Source organism: Allofranklinella schreckenbergeri (genome assembly GCF_003703475.1).
In the GTDB taxonomy this organism is placed as follows: Bacteria; Pseudomonadota; Gammaproteobacteria; order Burkholderiales; family Burkholderiaceae_C; genus Lampropedia; species Lampropedia schreckenbergeri.
Map to the genome: position 1 here is coordinate 118,580 of NZ_RDQM01000003.1, position 14,729 is coordinate 133,308.

15 protein-coding genes, 1 tRNA gene and 1 pseudogene are annotated in these 14,729 nt (G+C 63.4%); 9 read left to right on the plus strand and 8 right to left on the minus strand.

What is annotated here, in order from left to right:
* Positions 1–60: 60 nt before the first annotated feature.
* Together ligA and EBQ26_RS03240 are read right to left on the minus strand one after the other, a co-directional pair.
* A complete protein-coding gene (gene ligA / locus EBQ26_RS03235) occupies positions 61–2,229 on the minus strand; it encodes an NAD-dependent DNA ligase LigA (RefSeq protein ID WP_122237595.1) in 2,169 nt (722 codons plus the stop codon).
* Between the two features lie 115 nt (positions 2,230–2,344).
* On the minus strand, positions 2,345–3,154 hold the full coding sequence (locus EBQ26_RS03240; protein WP_238944107.1) for an alpha/beta fold hydrolase: 810 nt from the start codon (positions 3,152–3,154) through the stop codon (positions 2,345–2,347).
* A 203-nt stretch (positions 3,155–3,357) separates the two neighbouring features.
* Between EBQ26_RS03240 and EBQ26_RS03245 the strand changes: the two genes are divergently transcribed.
* The 6 genes from EBQ26_RS03245 to EBQ26_RS03270 all read left to right on the plus strand — a co-directional run bounded on the left by EBQ26_RS03245 (position 3,358) and on the right by EBQ26_RS03270 (position 6,558).
* Positions 3,358–3,669 carry a hypothetical protein gene (locus EBQ26_RS03245; protein ID WP_122237596.1) on the plus strand — a complete coding sequence of 104 codons (312 nt, stop codon included), beginning with the start codon at positions 3,358–3,360 and terminating at the stop codon, positions 3,667–3,669.
* A 112-nt stretch (positions 3,670–3,781) separates the two neighbouring features.
* Positions 3,782–4,663, plus strand: coding sequence for a DUF692 domain-containing protein (locus tag EBQ26_RS03250; protein WP_122237597.1), 882 nt, complete (start codon positions 3,782–3,784; stop codon positions 4,661–4,663).
* On the plus strand, positions 4,660–4,992 hold the full coding sequence (locus EBQ26_RS03255) for an HvfC/BufC family peptide modification chaperone (RefSeq protein WP_122237598.1): 333 nt from the start codon (positions 4,660–4,662) through the stop codon (positions 4,990–4,992). The genes EBQ26_RS03250 and EBQ26_RS03255 overlap by 4 nt, the downstream gene beginning before the upstream one ends.
* Positions 4,955–5,488 carry a DoxX family protein gene (locus tag EBQ26_RS03260; RefSeq protein ID WP_122237599.1) on the plus strand — a complete coding sequence of 178 codons (534 nt, stop codon included), beginning with the start codon at positions 4,955–4,957 and terminating at the stop codon, positions 5,486–5,488. The genes EBQ26_RS03255 and EBQ26_RS03260 overlap by 38 nt, the downstream gene beginning before the upstream one ends.
* 246 nt (positions 5,489–5,734) lie before the next feature.
* Positions 5,735–6,349 (plus strand): sigma-70 family RNA polymerase sigma factor, encoded by a 615-nt coding sequence (locus EBQ26_RS03265; RefSeq protein ID WP_238944108.1) that lies wholly within the window; start codon positions 5,735–5,737, stop codon positions 6,347–6,349.
* A complete protein-coding gene (locus EBQ26_RS03270) occupies positions 6,346–6,558 on the plus strand; it encodes a hypothetical protein (RefSeq protein WP_122237601.1) in 213 nt (70 codons plus the stop codon). Before EBQ26_RS03265 ends, EBQ26_RS03270 begins: the two co-directional genes overlap by 4 nt.
* A 134-nt stretch (positions 6,559–6,692) precedes the next feature.
* Here EBQ26_RS03270 and EBQ26_RS03275 read toward each other — a convergent pair.
* Positions 6,693–6,777, minus strand: a tRNA-Leu gene (locus EBQ26_RS03275).
* A gap of 37 nt (positions 6,778–6,814) precedes the next feature.
* Here EBQ26_RS03275 and cysM point away from each other — a divergent pair.
* The 3 genes and pseudogenes from cysM to EBQ26_RS12835 all read left to right on the plus strand — a co-directional run bounded on the left by cysM (position 6,815) and on the right by EBQ26_RS12835 (position 8,643).
* Positions 6,815–7,717 carry a cysteine synthase CysM gene (gene cysM, locus EBQ26_RS03280; protein WP_122237602.1) on the plus strand — a complete coding sequence of 301 codons (903 nt, stop codon included), beginning with the start codon at positions 6,815–6,817 and terminating at the stop codon, positions 7,715–7,717.
* 14 nt (positions 7,718–7,731) lie between these two features.
* A pseudogene (locus EBQ26_RS12830) lies at positions 7,732–8,283 on the plus strand (NUDIX domain-containing protein); the annotation flags it as partial.
* A gap of 114 nt (positions 8,284–8,397) precedes the next feature.
* Positions 8,398–8,643 carry a sulfurtransferase TusA family protein gene (locus tag EBQ26_RS12835; protein ID WP_238944122.1) on the plus strand — a complete coding sequence of 82 codons (246 nt, stop codon included), beginning with the start codon at positions 8,398–8,400 and terminating at the stop codon, positions 8,641–8,643.
* Between the two features lie 281 nt (positions 8,644–8,924).
* Here EBQ26_RS12835 and EBQ26_RS03290 read toward each other — a convergent pair whose 3' ends face one another.
* From EBQ26_RS03290 to EBQ26_RS03310, 5 genes are all read right to left on the minus strand, one after another.
* Positions 8,925–10,190 (minus strand): phenylacetate--CoA ligase family protein, encoded by a 1,266-nt coding sequence (locus EBQ26_RS03290; protein WP_122237604.1) that lies wholly within the window; start codon positions 10,188–10,190, stop codon positions 8,925–8,927.
* 192 nt (positions 10,191–10,382) lie between these two features.
* A complete protein-coding gene (locus tag EBQ26_RS03295; protein WP_122237605.1) occupies positions 10,383–11,195 on the minus strand; it encodes an ABC transporter ATP-binding protein in 813 nt (270 codons plus the stop codon).
* 132 nt (positions 11,196–11,327) lie between these two features.
* Complete coding sequence (locus tag EBQ26_RS03300) at positions 11,328–12,626, minus strand: ABC transporter substrate-binding protein (RefSeq protein ID WP_122237606.1); 1,299 nt, start codon at positions 12,624–12,626, stop codon at positions 11,328–11,330.
* A gap of 52 nt (positions 12,627–12,678) precedes the next feature.
* Entirely contained in the window at positions 12,679–13,743 is a 1,065-nt protein-coding gene (locus tag EBQ26_RS03305) for a branched-chain amino acid ABC transporter permease (RefSeq protein ID WP_122237607.1), read from the minus strand.
* Positions 13,744–13,789: 46 nt separating this feature from the next.
* On the minus strand, positions 13,790–14,722 hold the full coding sequence (locus EBQ26_RS03310) for a branched-chain amino acid ABC transporter permease (protein WP_122237608.1): 933 nt from the start codon (positions 14,720–14,722) through the stop codon (positions 13,790–13,792).
* Positions 14,723–14,729 lie beyond the last annotated feature (7 nt).

The following is a 14,729-nucleotide window of genomic DNA, read 5'->3' on the forward strand; positions in this document are numbered from 1 at the left end:
AATCACCTTGTTTTGGCAAGTTAGTATTCAAATCGAATTTCTTTTGATTGGATTGATGGATTATTGGCCATCCGGCAAGGCGGGCAGCAAGGCAGGCAGTGCATCGGGCGCTTGCAGCAGGTGCAGCAGCGCCGATTCGTCCAGCACGGGCACGCCCAGCTCCTCGGCCTTGGCGAGTTTGCTGCCCGCTTCAGCCCCGGCGATGACGCAGGTGGTTTTCTTGCTGACGGAGCCGGAGACTTTGGCGCCCAGGGCTTCGAGCCGGTCGCGCGCGGCATCGCGGCCCATGGCGGTGAGGGTGCCGGTGAGCACGATGGTTTTGCCCGCCAGGGGCAGGGCGGCGGCGCTGCCTGCCTCAGCGTTGGCGCTGGCGGCGGCTTTGCCTTCGCTCTCGCTCCAATGCACGCCCAGCGCTTGCAGCTCGGCGATGACTTCGCGGTTGTGCGGCTGCTGGAAAAAGGTGTGGATGCTGCGGGCGACGACGGGGCCGACGTCGCGGATGGTGAGCAGTTGTTCTTCGCTGGCGGCCTGCTCGGGCGTTTGGCCCATCAGCGCGGCCAGGTTGCCGAAGTGCGCGGCCACATCCTTGGCGGTGCGCTCTCCCACGTGGCGAATGCCCAGGGCGAACAGAAAGCGCGCCAGCGTGGTGGTTTTGGATTGCGCCAGCGCCGCGACGAGGTTGTGCGCCGAGCGCTGGCCCATGCGCTCCAGCGCGGCCCAGTCGTCCACGCTCAGGCGGTACAGATCGGCCAGGGTGCGGATGCGGTTGCCGGCGATGAGTTGATCGACGATTTTCTCGCCCAGCCCCTCCACATCCATGGCGCGGCGGCTGGCAAAGTGCAGCACGGCTTGCTTGCGCTGGGCGGGGCAGAACAGGCCGCCGGTGCAGCGGTGGTCGGCCTCGCCTTCCTCGCGCACCACGGCGCTGTCGCACACGGGGCAGGTGGCGGGCATGGTGAACACGGGCGCGTCGCCGGTGCGTTTTTCCGGCAGGCTGGCGACGACTTCGGGGATGACATCGCCGGCGCGGCGCACGATGACGGTGTCGCCCACGCGCACGTCTTTGCGCTGCGCCTCCAGCTCGTTGTGCAGCGTGGCGTTGGTCACCGTCACGCCGCCGACGAACACGGGCGCGAGCTTGGCCACCGGGGTGAGCTTGCCGGTGCGGCCCACTTGCACGTCGATCTCCTGCACCGTGGTCAGTTCTTCTTGCGCGGGGTATTTGTGCGCCACGGCCCAGCGCGGCTCGCGCGAGACAAAGCCCAGATCGCGCTGGAGCAGCAGGCGGTTGACTTTGTAGACCACGCCGTCGATGTCGAAGGGCAGGGCGTCGCGGCGCGCGCCGATGTCCTGGTGAAAGGCGATGAGCGCTTCGGCCCCCTGCACGGTGCGGCGCTCGGCGCTGACGGGCAGGCCCCAGGCGGCAAAGGCGTCCAGCGTGGCCGCCTGCGTGGCGGGCTGATCGGCCCAGCCGGTGATCTCGCCCCAGCCGTAGGCGTAAAACGATAGCGGCCGCTGGCGGGCGATGGCCGGGTCAAGCTGGCGGATGGCGCCTGCCGCCGCATTGCGCGGGTTGACGAAGGTTTTGGCCCCTTTGTCGCCTTCGGCCATCTTCTGGCGCTGGCGATTGTTGAGGGCCTCGAAATCGTCGCGGCGCATATAGACCTCGCCGCGCACCTCGACTACGGCGGGCGGCGCATCGGTGGCCAGGCGCATGGGGATTTGGCCGATGGTGCGCACGTTGTGCGTCACCTCCTCGCCCGTTTCGCCATCGCCGCGCGTGGCCGCCTGCACCAGCAGGCCGTTTTCGTAGCGCAGGTTGATGGCCAGGCCGTCGAATTTCAGCTCGGCCTGGTATTCGATGGGCGGATCCTCCGGCCCCAGGCCCAGCTCTTTGCGCACGCGGGCGTCGAAGGCGCGCGCGCCCTCGGCGCTGATGTCGGTTTCGGTGCGGATGCTGAGCATGGGAATGCGGTGGCGCACGGGCGTGAAGCCTTCCAGCGCCTGGCCGCCCACGCGCTGGGTGGGCGAATCGGGCGTGCGCAGCTCGGGGTACGCCGCCTCCAGCGCCTGCAATTGCCGAAACACGCGGTCGAATTCGGCATCGGGCACCAGCGGCGCATCGAGTACGTAATAGGCGTGCTCCCACTGTTGGAGCTGTTGGCGCAGTTGGGCGGCGGTTTCGATTGCAGTGGGAGCCGCAGTTGGGGTTGTTGGGGCGTCAGACATGGGGATCGCGGGGGGCGGGTTTTAGTATTTCAATCAAAAGAAAATTGTTTTTATACGTAAGTTGCCGTAATATGGTGTTTTTATTTCTTTTTGATATGTAATTGAATGGGGTTTTTCAAGGCAGGGGCTGCAAAAATTCGGCGATGGCGGCGGTGACGGGCTGCATCGCCTCCAGGTGCGGGATGTGGCGCAGGCCGGGCAGCAGCATGTAGCGCGCCGGGCCTTGCACCAGGCGGGCGATGCGCTGGGGGTGCTCCAGGCTGCCGTATTCGTCCAGCTCGCCGTGCAGCGCCAGCGTGGGGCAGCGCACCTGGGGCAGGGCGGGGTCCAGCCGCCAATCGGCGAATGCGGGCGACAGCCAGGTGTTGACCCAGGTGTCAAACACCCAGCGGGTTTTCTCGCCGTGGTATTTGGCCAGGCGGGCAAAGGATTCGGGGCGGCTGAAAACGGCCTGGGCGGCGCGAATGCCGGTCAAGGTGCGCGGCTCGACGAAGGTTTGCGCCGCCTCGGTAATCAGCGCCACGCAGGCCTCGGGGTATTGCGCCGCGCAGTGCACCGCCATGCCGCCGCCAACGCTGTGGCCCAGCGCCACAAACGGCCCGATGCCCAGATGGGCGCGCACGGCGGCAAAGGCGTGCGCGGCCTCCCGCGCGACGAAGTCCAGCTCCATCGCCCCGGTGCGTTCACTCGATTGCCCAAAGCCCCAACGGTCGTAAGCCACCACGGCGCGCCCGGTGGCCGCGCACAAGGCGGCGGGAAAGCCGCGCCACATGGCCGCGCAGCCCAACGATTCGTGCAGCAAGACGATGGGGGCCAAGGGCTGGGGCGCGGGCGTGTCGGGCGACCACATTTGCGCGTGCAGCTCGGCAGGCGTGGGGGCGTGAGGGAGGGAGAGGGCGATGCGGTGATCGGTGATGACGGGCATGGCAACCGAGGGGGGAACAATCCAGCGCGGCAGTGTAGCGGCGCATGACAGGCCCTGGGGCCAGATGGTGCGTGCGCCGAAGGGGGAGGCCGTGATGGGAGAAAAATTTTTTTCATCCGCGCTGTCAGGTTTTGGAAAACGCAGCGACATAGGGGCTGTGCGCAATGCGGCGCATGCTTTTTTTAACGATTGGAGAACATCCCATGAGCCAAATCAAAAACATCGCAGCCCTGGCTGCTTCGCTGATTGCTGCTTCCGCCTTCGCCACGGCCCACGCGGGCGAGCAAAAGTGCGGTGCGGGCACCTGCGGCAAGAAGGAGAGCAGCGCGCCTGCGGCGGGTAAAGACGCAGCTTGCAGCAAGAAAGACGCCGCCTGCGCCAAGAAAGACGAGGGCAAGGAGGCCGCTTGCTCCAAGAAGGAAGCCGCTTGCAGCAAGAAAGAGGCCAAGGAAGCCGCTTGCGCAAAGAAAGAGGCTGCTTGCTCCAAAAAAGAAGCCGCTTGCGCCAAAAAGTAAGCGCCACAGCGATGCCACTGGCCGCATCGCGCGTGCCGGGAGCGTGAGCGCCCCCACCGCGCAGATGCGGCGCATTTTTTCTCTCTTACTTTGTCACAAGGCAGGAATCACCATGATTGGACTGGGCTACCGGCGCGAAATGCGCGATTGGGACATCGCCGCCCTGGACGCCGACTTCTTTGAAGTGGCGCCGGAGAACTGGCTGCGCCGCTCGCGCGAGCCGCTGCACCAATTGCTGGCGCTGGGCCGGCCCGTGTTCCTGCATGGCGTGTCGCTCAACCTGGGTGGCACTTCGGAGATTTCTGCCGACTTCGTGCGTGGCGTGCGCGACTTGCTGGCCGAGCTGGGCACCGACCGCTATTCCGACCACCTGGCCGCCAGCGGCGACGCGCACCAGCTCTACGACCTGTTTCCCATCCCCTTCACGCTGGGCGAGGCGCGCCGCGTGGCCGAGCGCATCAGCCGCGTGCAAGACCTGCTGGGCCAGCGCATGGCCATCGAAAACAGCAGTTGGTACACCAACGTGGGCGAGATGAGCGAGCCGGAATTTCTGATGGAAGTGGTGCGCCGCGCCGACTGCCGCATCCTGCTCGATCTGAACAACATCGACGTCAACCGCAAGAACCACGGCGGCCCCGACCTGGACGCCTACGTGGCGCAGGTGGACCTCTCGCGCGTGAGCTACATGCACGTGGCCGGACACGAGTTCGACGAACGCTTTGGCATGCATGTGGACACCCACAGCCAGCCCGTGGAGCCGCACACCGCGCGCAAGGCGCGCGCGCTGCACGCCGCCCACGGCCTGCCCATCCTGCTGGAGTGGGACAACGACATCCCCGACGCCGCCACGCTCAACCGCGAGCTGGCCAGCCTGCGTCAGCCGCTGCCTGCGACCCCTGTGGCCCCTGCAGATCCTGTGGCTTCTGCCCCCGCCGTTGCGCCCAGCACGGCCCGCAACGCCCCCGCCCGCCGCCGCGCCAAGGAGCTGGCATGAACGCCGCCGCCACCTTGCCGCTGCCGCCCCAGGCCCAACAAAACCAGACCGAAGCCAGCACCGCTGCCTTCTACGACTACGTGCGCGGCCGCACGGACACCGTGCCGCCCGGCTACACCGAAGCGGGCCTGCGCGTGTACCGCTACCTCGTGTACCTAGGCGCCAGCCAGATGATCGAAGCCCACCACCCTGCGCTGCGCGCGCAATTGGGCGAGGACGACTGGCGCACCCTGATCGAAGCCTTCGTGCGCGACTCGCAATGGCAATCGAATTTCTATGAAGACCTCAACGATGCATTCACCGACTTTCTCGCCCGCGCCAGCCAGTAATACCTTGGCCTGCCAAGGCTGCGCCGTGCTCGGCGGCCTGCGCCTCCTGCTGCAAGACGCCGGCCTGCTGGGCCTGCGCCTGTGGGCCGGGCAGGAATTCATCCGAGCCGGGCTGACCAAGCTGCAAGGCAGCGGCGGCGCGCCCGAATGGTTTGCCGGGCTGGACTTTCCCTTTCCCAACAGCCTGCTGAGCGCCGACTTCAACTGGCTGGCCGCCGGCTGGGGCGAGCTGCTGCTGGGCGCGGCCCTGGCGCTGGGCCTGGGCAGCCGCCTGGCCGCGCTGGGCCTGCTCTACATCACCTGGGTGGCCGTCTACACCGTTCACTTCGACCTGGGCTGGGCCGGCTGGAACCAGATCGACACCGACGCGGGCCAAGGCTTCAAGGTGCCGCTGATGCTGGGCCTGATGCTGTTTGCCGTGCTCACCCAGGGCGGCGGGCGCTGGGCGCTGGATCGGCTGCTGCGGCGCGACCGCTGCGGCGCTAAACGGGCGTGAAGATGGATTTCGGGTGAAGGGGTTTTTGTTTTTTAATTCAAATGGAAAAAATTATGCCTTGTTTTGGCATGATGGTTATGAAATGATTTTTTCTTTGATGTGTAAATAAACGATGGCCTCCACTCCCGATCTCCACCAAGCATGTGCGCATCAGGGGCAAGCCCTGCAGACAAAGGCCGGGTTGGTATGACCAGTGCCGCCACAGCGACCCGCCGCCCGGATCGCGCGCACTATCATCGCCGCCCTATGACAGCCCATCCCCCTTCCCAGCCTGCGGCGCTGGATGTGCAAGCCCTGGCCGATGCCTGGCGCCAGCCCATGTTGCGCTTTGCCTTGTTGCACCTGCAACCGCCGGAAGAAGCCGAAGACGCCGTGCAAGACGCCTTGCTCGCTCTGTTGGGCGCCCAGCCCACAGCGCTCACGCAGGGCGATCCGCGCCGCTACCTGTTTGGCATCCTCAAACACAAAATCACCGACCGCCTGCGCAGCAAATACCGCCCAGAGGTGCTCTACCAGGAAGCCTTTGAAGACGAGCTGGACAATGTGCTGTTCGATGACCGCGCCCATTGGCATGAAGGCGTGGCGCCAGCCTTGTGGAACAACCCCGAAGGCCAATTGCAAAGCCAGCAGTTTCTGGCCGTGGTCGATGCCTGCGTGCACCGCCTGCCAGCCAAAATCGCGCGTGTTTTCAGCATGAAAGAACTGCTCGAATGCGACGCTGCCGAAGTTTGCGAAACCCTGGGCCTGAGTCGCGCCGATTACTGGCAGTGCATGAGCCGCGCGCGCAAGCAGCTGCAACTTTGCCTGAGCCAGCATTGGTTTGAACAACCCCCACCGCAGCAGAAAGGCCGCCAACCATGAAGTGCGCCCAATACATTTTCAAGCTCACCTCCGGCCAGCTGGAGCAGGCCAGCGCCAGCGAACGCATGGAAGCGGCCTTGCACCGCCTGGTGTGCCGCCCATGCCGCGACTTCACCCAAAACGATGCGGCATTGGATGCCATCCTGGACGCGTACAAAAGCCAATTGCAACAGCCGCAACCGCCGCCATCAGCCCCATCCCGGGAGTGAGGGCAAGCCAGCCATGTGTGGGGCTTTGCCTTGGCCTGCTGCGCTCAAGAAGCGCATAAAAAGCGCGCAAAAAAGAAGCCGCCCGAAGGCGGCTTTCTAAGAGGAATTTCCATTTTGCGTAGAAATTCAATGGATGGTGCCGGAGGCCGGAATCGAACCGGCACGCCTCGCGGCGGCGGATTTTGAGTCCGCTGCGTCTACCAATTTCACCACTCCGGCAGGAATGCGAAGCCGTGATTATGGCACATTACAGCGCATGAAATTCCAAACTATTGAAAATATTGTGGGTCGAACGCCCTTGGTAGCTTTGCAGCGTATCGACGCCGATGTGTGCCAGCAGCGTGGCAATGTATTGCTGGCGAAGCTGGAAGGGCATAACCCGGCAGGCTCGGTCAAGGATCGGCCCGCGTTATCGATGATTGCCCGCGCGCAGGAGCGCGGTTTGATTCGCCCGGGGGATACCTTGATTGAGCCGACTTCCGGCAACACGGGGATTGCCTTGGCGATGGCGGCGGCCATCAAAGGCTATCGCATGGTGCTGGTGATGCCGGAGGATTTGTCGATTGAGCGTGCGCAGACGATGAAGGCCTATGGTGCCCAGTTGATTCTCACGCCCAAGAGCGGCGGCATTGAGGCTGCGCGCGATGTGGCGCAGGCGATGGTGGCGCAAGGCAAAGGGGTGATGCTCAACCAGTTCGCCAACGCGGATAACCCGCGCATCCATTACGAAACAACCGGGCCGGAGCTTTGGGAGCAAACCCACGGGCGCATCACGCATTTCGTCAGCGCGATGGGCACCACGGGCACCATCATGGGCGTGTCGCGTTTTTTGAAGGAAAAAAATGCGGCAGTGCGTGTCATCGGCGCGCAGCCGGGGCCAAACTCGCGCATTCCGGGTATTCGCAAGTGGCCCGAAGCCTATCAGCCAGCCATTTACGAGCCTGAGCGTGTGGATGAGCTGGTGCCCGTCGATCAAGAGGACGCCGAGCAGGCATGCCGACGCCTGGCGTGCGAGGAGGGCATTTTTGGCGGTATCTCCTCTGGCGGCGCGTTGTGGGTGGCCTTGCAGGTCAATGCCCAGGTGCGCAATGCCGTCATCGCGTTTGTCGTGTGCGATCGCGGTGATCGTTATCTCTCCACCGGGGTGTTCCCCGCCTGATTTCTCACTCAACCATGCAACATTACGAAGTTCGCTATTGCACCCATTGCGCCAGCGCCCTGGCCTGGATTGAACTGCAAGAGGATGGTGGCGCGAAGCAACGCCTGCGCTGCCCCACCTGCGGCTGGACGCACTGGAACAACCCCACGCCGGTGCTGGCAGCGATTGTGGAGCTGGACGGAAAAATCCTGCTGGCGCGCAACGCACTCTGGAAGGATCGCTTTTTCGGCTTGATTACCGGCTTCATGGAGGCGGGCGAAACGCCCGAAGAAGGCATTGCCCGCGAGGTGCTGGAGGAAACGGGCCTGGAGGTGTTGAGCGCCACGCTGGTGGATGTGTCCGATTTCCAGCGCAAAAACCAAGTGCTCATTGCTTACCACGTGCTGGCGCGCGGTCAGGTGCGGCTCTCGCCCGAGCTGTCGGAATACCAACTGGTGGAGCCTGCGCAGGCGCAGGCGTGGAATACGGGCACGGGTAAAGCGTTTCAGAAATGGCTGCGCGCGCAAGGCTATGAGCCGGTGGTGTTCGATCGCTACGCGCGCCTGGTGGCCGAGGCAGAGGCAGCGGGCGAGCATGGTGCAATCACCGTGCAGCCGCCCGCGCCCCCGTCTGGCCCGTCCGGAGTGCAAGGCACGGCGGCGCTGCCAAGCGGGGAGGGCGGTATGAGTGATAGGCGTGATATGGGCGATGACGTGGCCGCCGTGGCGCAAGAAGTGGATGCCAAGGGCCTGCGCTGTCCGCAACCGATCTTGCGCGCCAAGAAGGCTCTGGCTGGGCTGCAAAGCGGCCAGTTGCTGCGCGTGTTGGCGACCGATGCCGGCTCTTTGCAAGACTTTGCTGCCTTTGCCAAGCAAACGGGCAATGCCTTGGTGGAGCAGCACACGGATGCCGAAGGGACGCACCATTTCGTGCTGCGCAGGCGTTGAGGCGCACCCTGAAATGCCTGATTCCGAGCCTGGCTCCAAAGTTTTGGTGCGGCTGTTCTGGATTTTGGTTGTTTCCAAATCAAAAGATTTTTTGCTTTATGCGTATATTGCCGAAATAGGGTGATTTATTTTCCTATTGAATGGTAATTTTCAAGAAAAAAAGCGTGCCGCCCAGTCTAAACGAGCAGGGCGGCACGCTGTTTGGCAAAGGCGCTGAATGCGGCTGGAATAGACGCTGAAGCCTTCTTTCCAGGCCTTTGCTGCGTGTTTTTTTGGTTTGTTTATTGATAGCTGCGCGCGTCTTCAATGACTTTGCCGTCGTTGGGCAGGCTACCGGGGGGGAGCAATTCCACCTCGCCGCGCAGTTTGGTGACTTCGCGGATGGCATCGGCGATTTGATTGGCCAGGCCCGCAGCCACTTCCGTGCTTTCGACCTGGAGCACCATGTGGTCGTTGGCCATTTCGCCGCTGACAACCAGGCGCGCCTTGCCCACTTGCGGGAAACGTTTGATGATTTCCGCCACTTGGGCGGGGTGGACGAACATGCCGCGCACTTTGGTGGTTTGATCGGCGCGGCCCATCCAGCCTTTGATGCGGGTGTTGGTGCGGCCCGTGGGGCACTGGCCGGGCAGCACGGCGGAGAGATCGCCCGTGCCAAAGCGGATAAGGGGGTAGTCCGTATTGAAGGTGGTGACGACGAGTTCGCCCACTTCGCCCTCAGCCACCGGCTCGCCCGTGCCCGGGCGCACGATTTCCACCAGCACGTTTTCGTCCAGCACCAGGCCTTCGCGGGCGCTGGTTTCGTAGGCGATCAAGCCCAGATCGGCGGTGGCGTAGCACTGGTAGGCGGCGATGCCGCGCTGGGCGAACCAGTCGCGTAGCGAAGGCGGGAAGGCTTCGCCCGAGACCAGGGCTTTGCGCAGGCTGGAGACATCGAGCTTGAGCTCTTGCGCTTTTTCAATGATGAGCTTGAGGAAACTGGGCGTGCCTGCATAGCCTGCGGGGCGCAGCTCGGCGATGGCTTGGGCTTGCTGCTCAGTCTGGCCGGTGCCGCCAGGAAATACGGTGCAGCCCAGGGCGTGGGCGCCGGTTTCCATCATGGAGCCAGCGGGGGTGAAGTGGTAGCTGAAGCCGTTGTGGATGAGTTCGCCCGCGGTAAAGCCCGCCGCACGCAAGGCGCGGGCCATGCGCCAGTAGTCGGCGCGCGCGCCTTCGGGTTCGTAAATGGGGCCGGGGCTGGAGAAGATGCGGGGCATGGCCGCGCCAAAGCCGATGGCGGCAAAACCGCCAAAGACTTGGCTGGAATCTTGCGGCGCGGCGGCGCGGCGGGCTTTCTGGCGCTCCAGCAGCTCGTATTTGCGCGTGACGGGCAGGCTGGCAAGCGCGGCGCGGCTGGTAATGGATGCGGCATCCACGCCCTGGAGAATTTCGGCAAAGGCGCTGGCGTTGGTCTGGGCGTGGGCGATTTGCGCGGGCAGGGCGGCCAGCAAGGCGGCTTCGCGCGCATCGGGACTGCGCGTTTCCAGCGCGTCAAGGGTGGTGCTCATGGTTGTCTCCTGTAGGGGTGTCCAAACTCGGTCGCAGCAAGTGCAGCGGCGGTTTTGGGGACACTCTTGTGATTTTTCTCTGTGGTGCAAAACGGCCCAAGGCTGTGCGCACGCAAACCCTGGCGGCCAGAGCGCACGCAATGGCCACGGGGCCGCTGGTTTGACTGGCGGGAACCGGACATCTGGCCGGCATTAGGCCAGCCAGCGCTTGCGGCGTTTGTAGCTCTTGATTTCGCGAAAGCTCTTGCGGCCTTCGCCGCCAACGCCAAGGTAGAACTCTTTCACGTCGGAGTTGTCGGCCAATTCGCGTGCGGGGCCGTCCATCACGATACGGCCCGATTCCATGATGTAGCCGTAGTCGGCGTATTTCAGGGCCATGTTGGTGTTTTGCTCGGCCAGCAGGAAGGTGACTTTTTCCTTGGTGTTGAGGTCTTTGACGATGTGAAAGACTTCTTCCACGATTTGCGGCGCCAGGCCCATGGAAGGCTCATCGAGCAAGACGATGGAGGGGTTGGTCATCAGCGCACGGCCGATCGCGCACATTTGCTGCTCGCCGCCGGAGGTGTAGGCGGCCTGGCTGGTGCGGCGCGTTTTCAGGCGGGGGAAGTAGTTGTAAACCTTCTCCAGATTGCGGGCGATTTCGGCCTTGTCGGTGCGGGTGTAAGCGCCGGTAAGCAGGTTTTCCTCAATCGTCAAGTGGGCAAAGCAGTGACGCCCTTCCATGACTTGCACCACGCCGCGATTGACCAGGTCGGCGGGCGAGAGGTTTTCGATGCGTTCGCCGCGCAGCTCAATACTGCCTTTGGTGACTTCGCCACGCTCGGCCTTGAGCAGGTTGGAGATGGCGCGCAGGGTGGTGGTTTTTCCCGCGCCGTTGCCGCCCATGAGCGCGACGATGCTGCCTTCGGGCAGGGTCAGCGACACACCTTTGAGCACCAGAATGACGTGGTTGTAGATGACTTCAATGCCGTTGACGCTGAGGATGGTGTTGGATTCTTGGCTCATGGTGCGAGCTCCTGGGGGATGGAGGTCTGAAATGCTGAGGGTGAGGGGCGGGCTTGCAGATGTGCCGCCCGCCCGTCAAACCGGGCGCGTGGACAGCTCAGGCACGATGCCTGGCCGCCCCCGCCAAGCCCTTTAGTTGCAGTCGCTGCGGCGGGTCACTTTCTTGTCCGCAGCGTATTTGTCGGCGTATTCCTTGACCAAGGGGCCTACGACTTTCTGGTCAGCCTGGTACCAGTCGGAGACGACCTTGAACTTGCTGCCGTCCCACTGTGCAATACGCGCCCAGTCGGCGCCAACGTGGTTGGAGCAGCTGGTCTTGAAGGGACGTACGACGCCGTTAAAGCCCAGCTCTTTCAGGCGCTCTTCGGTCAGGTCCAGGTTCTCCAGGCCCCAGCGCACTTGCTCGGGGGTGACGGGTTTGCCTTTGCCGAACTTTTCCTGAGCTGTGCGGATGGCTTCCACTTGCAACATGGCGATGACCATGCCGCGGGTGTGCGCAGCTTGACCCAGCACATCGGCAGAGGAGGAGCTGCCTTGGCCCTTGTCGTACAGCTCGGCCTTGAGGGCGTCGTGGATGGGGCCTTTCTCGGCGGTGTTGTGGATGGTCACGGCGTTGTAGCCCTTGGCGCCAGCGCCCAGTTCCTTGACGTCGTGGTCAGAGCCAGCCCACCAGATGGCGTAGATCTTGTCGCGGGCGTAACCTGTGGCCTGGGCCTCGCGCACGGCGGTGGGGGTCATCACGCCTGCGCTCCACAGCAGCACGTAATCGGGGCGTTTTTGACGGATTTGCAGCCAAGTGGCTTTTTGCTCCACGCCGGGGGCGGTCACGGGCAACAGCATCAGCTCAAAGCCGTCCATTTCGGCGCGTTTTTGCAGCAGCACGATAGGCTCTTTGCCATAGGGCGAGTCGTGGTAGACAAGGGCGATTTTCTTGCCCTTGAGGCTGCCTTTTTCGCGCTTGGCGATGTCTTGCAGCATGGCGTCAGCAGCCGTCCAGTAGGTGCCCAGCAGGGGGAAGTTCCACTCGAACACGCCGCCATCTGCCGATTGCGACAGGCCGTAGCCGGGGGTGATGACGGGCATCTTGTCGTTGGGCGCTCGGTCGCTGACTGCAAAGGTGATGCCTGTGGACATGGTGTCAAAGCCGGGCGCGCCGCCGTTTTGCCCTTTCATGCGCTCATAGCACTCCACGCCCTTGGCCGTGTCGTAGCCCGTCTCGCATTCTTCGTATTTGAGTTTGACGCCGTTGATACCGCCGCGGGCGTTGACCAGCTTGTAGTAATCGAGCTTGCCATCAGCCCATGGCACGCCCAGCGGAGCGAACTGGCCGGTGCGGTACACCAGAGCAGGCACGTACTGCTCTTGCGCCTGAACGGCGGCGCCCGCGCCCAGCAGAGCCAAGGCGGAAAGGGTGACGAGGGTTTTCTTCATGGTTGTCTCCTTTGCGTGGTGGTGAAGAAAGGGGGTGTATGCGTGGCGGCCATCAGTGGGGGAAGGGCCATACGCGCAATTTCTGGCGGGCGGTGGACCACAGACGGGCCAGCCCATGCGGCTCGACAATGAGGAAGAACACGATCAGCGCGCCGAAAATCATGTGCTCCAGATAAGTCGCGGCAGCGGTGGACAGGGGGATGCCCAGCCAATGCGGCAGGTAGTTGAGCAGCAGCGGCAGCATCACGAAGAAGGCCGCGCCGAACAGGCCACCGACGATGGAGCCCAGACCGCCGATGATGATCATGAACAGCAGGCGGAAGGACATATCCAGGTTGAAGGCCGAAGGCTCCCAGGCTCCCAGGTGGACAAAGCCCCAAAGTGCGCCCGCCACACCGACGATGAAGGAGCTGACGGCAAAGGCGCTGAGCTTGGCGTAGGTGGGGCGAATACCGATCACGGAAGCGGCCACGTCCATGTCGCGGATGGCCATCCACTCGCGGCCTACGGCGCTGCGCACCAGGTTTTTCGCCAGCAGACCGAGCACGCACAGAAAACCCAGGCACAGCAGATATTTCTCCATCGGGGTGTCGATGGCCCAGCCCAGGATGTGCAGATCGCCTGCGCTGACCGAGCCGGAAGAGGAATGGTTGGTGATCCAGGCGGCGCGGCTGGAGAGCCAGTCCATGAAGAACTGTGCGGCCAGGGTTGCCACCGCCAGATACAGGCCGCGGATGCGCAGGCTGGGAATGCCCACCAACATGCCAAACAGCATGGAAACCACCCCGCCGCCCAGCAGGGCCAGGATCAGAGGCATGCCATCGATGCGCGCTTGCAGGTTGAAAGCAGCGTAGGCGCCAGCGGCCATGAAAGCGCCTGTGCCCAGCGAGATCTGCCCGCAATAGCCCACCAGGATATTCAGCCCCACGGCGGCCAGCGCCATGATGACGAAGGGGATGAGCACGGCTTTGTAGAAATAGTCGCTGGCCACCATGGGCACCAGGATGAAGGCCGCTGCCACGATGAGCAGAATGGCCCAGCGATCCTGCGTCACGGGGAAGATTTGCTGATCGGCCCGGTAGCTGCTCTTGAACTGGCCGTTTTCTCTGTAGAACATCTATGTATCTCCTGTTGTCTGTGCGTCTTAAAGCTGCCTTCGACGCTCAAACGCGGTCGATGATCTTGTCGCCGAACAAGCCTTGCGGGCGCACCAGCAAGAAGCCCAGTGCCAGCACGTAGGCAAACCAGTTTTCAATACCGCCGCCCAGATAGGGGCCCAGGTAAATTTCGGAGAGCTTTTCGCCCAGACCGATGATGAGGCCGCCGATGATGGCGCCGGGCACGGAAGTCAGTCCGCCCAGAATCACCACTGGCAAAGCCTTGAGCGCCACCAGCGAGAGCGAGAACTGCACCCCGGCTTTGGAGCCCCAGATGATGCCGGTGACCAGCGCCACGCCGCCTGCGACGGCCCAGACGATGACCCAGATGCGCGAGAGCGCAATGCCGATGGACTGGGCTGCCTGGTGGTCGTCGGCCACGGCGCGCAGGGCGCGGCCTGTGCGGGTTTTCTGGAAGAACAGCGACAGACCAGCCACCAGCACGGTAGCGATGAGGGCGGCATAGAAGTCCTCCTTGTTCACCATTACACCGCCGTCAAACAGGTTTTCGAGCACAAAGACGGGATCCTTGGGCATGCCGACATCAATGCCATAGACGCCACTGCCGTAAAAGAGCGGGCCCAAGCCATCCAGGAAATAGGCAATGCCCAGCGTGGCCATGAGCAGCGCAATCGGCTCTTGCCCAACGAGATGGCGCAGCGCCAGCTTTTCAATCAGCATGGCAACGATCACCATGGCCGCCATGCTGATGACCATGGCCAGCACCAGCGTCCACCAGGTTTGCTGTTCCAGGCCAAACCAGCCAGGCAGCCACTCGGCAAAGCGGGCCATGGTCAGCGCGGCGAACAGCACCATGGCGCCTTGGGCAAAGTTGAACACGCCGCTGGCCTTGAAGATGAGCACAAAGCCCAACGCCACCAGCGAATACAGCATCCCGGTCATCAAGCCGCCGAGAATCGCTTCAAGAAAGAAGGCCATTGTTGTC

What these genes read in the sequence shown, in the direction of transcription:
- EBQ26_RS12835 (WP_238944122.1), top strand. Translation starts at nt 8,398, where the DNA reads ATGGGCGATGACGTGGCCGCCGTGGCGCAAGAAGTGGATGCCAAGGGC.
- EBQ26_RS03255 (WP_122237598.1), top strand. Translation starts at nt 4,660, where the DNA reads ATGAACGCCGCCGCCACCTTGCCGCTGCCGCCCCAGGCCCAACAAAAC.
- EBQ26_RS03270 (WP_122237601.1), top strand. Translation starts at nt 6,346, where the DNA reads ATGAAGTGCGCCCAATACATTTTCAAGCTCACCTCCGGCCAGCTGGAG.
- EBQ26_RS03305 (WP_122237607.1), bottom strand. Translation starts at nt 13,743, where the DNA reads ATGTTCTACAGAGAAAACGGCCAGTTCAAGAGCAGCTACCGGGCCGAT.
- ligA (WP_122237595.1), bottom strand. Translation starts at nt 2,229, where the DNA reads ATGTCTGACGCCCCAACAACCCCAACTGCGGCTCCCACTGCAATCGAA.
- EBQ26_RS03290 (WP_122237604.1), bottom strand. Translation starts at nt 10,190, where the DNA reads ATGAGCACCACCCTTGACGCGCTGGAAACGCGCAGTCCCGATGCGCGC.
- EBQ26_RS03245 (WP_122237596.1), top strand. Translation starts at nt 3,358, where the DNA reads ATGAGCCAAATCAAAAACATCGCAGCCCTGGCTGCTTCGCTGATTGCT.
- EBQ26_RS03300 (WP_122237606.1), bottom strand. Translation starts at nt 12,626, where the DNA reads ATGAAGAAAACCCTCGTCACCCTTTCCGCCTTGGCTCTGCTGGGCGCG.
- cysM (WP_122237602.1), top strand. Translation starts at nt 6,815, where the DNA reads ATGAAATTCCAAACTATTGAAAATATTGTGGGTCGAACGCCCTTGGTA.
- EBQ26_RS03240 (WP_238944107.1), bottom strand. Translation starts at nt 3,154, where the DNA reads ATGCCCGTCATCACCGATCACCGCATCGCCCTCTCCCTCCCTCACGCC.
- EBQ26_RS03310 (WP_122237608.1), bottom strand. Translation starts at nt 14,722, where the DNA reads ATGGCCTTCTTTCTTGAAGCGATTCTCGGCGGCTTGATGACCGGGATG.
- EBQ26_RS03260 (WP_122237599.1), top strand. Translation starts at nt 4,955, where the DNA reads ATGCATTCACCGACTTTCTCGCCCGCGCCAGCCAGTAATACCTTGGCC.
- EBQ26_RS03250 (WP_122237597.1), top strand. Translation starts at nt 3,782, where the DNA reads ATGATTGGACTGGGCTACCGGCGCGAAATGCGCGATTGGGACATCGCC.
- EBQ26_RS03265 (WP_238944108.1), top strand. Translation starts at nt 5,735, where the DNA reads ATGACAGCCCATCCCCCTTCCCAGCCTGCGGCGCTGGATGTGCAAGCC.
- EBQ26_RS03295 (WP_122237605.1), bottom strand. Translation starts at nt 11,195, where the DNA reads ATGAGCCAAGAATCCAACACCATCCTCAGCGTCAACGGCATTGAAGTC.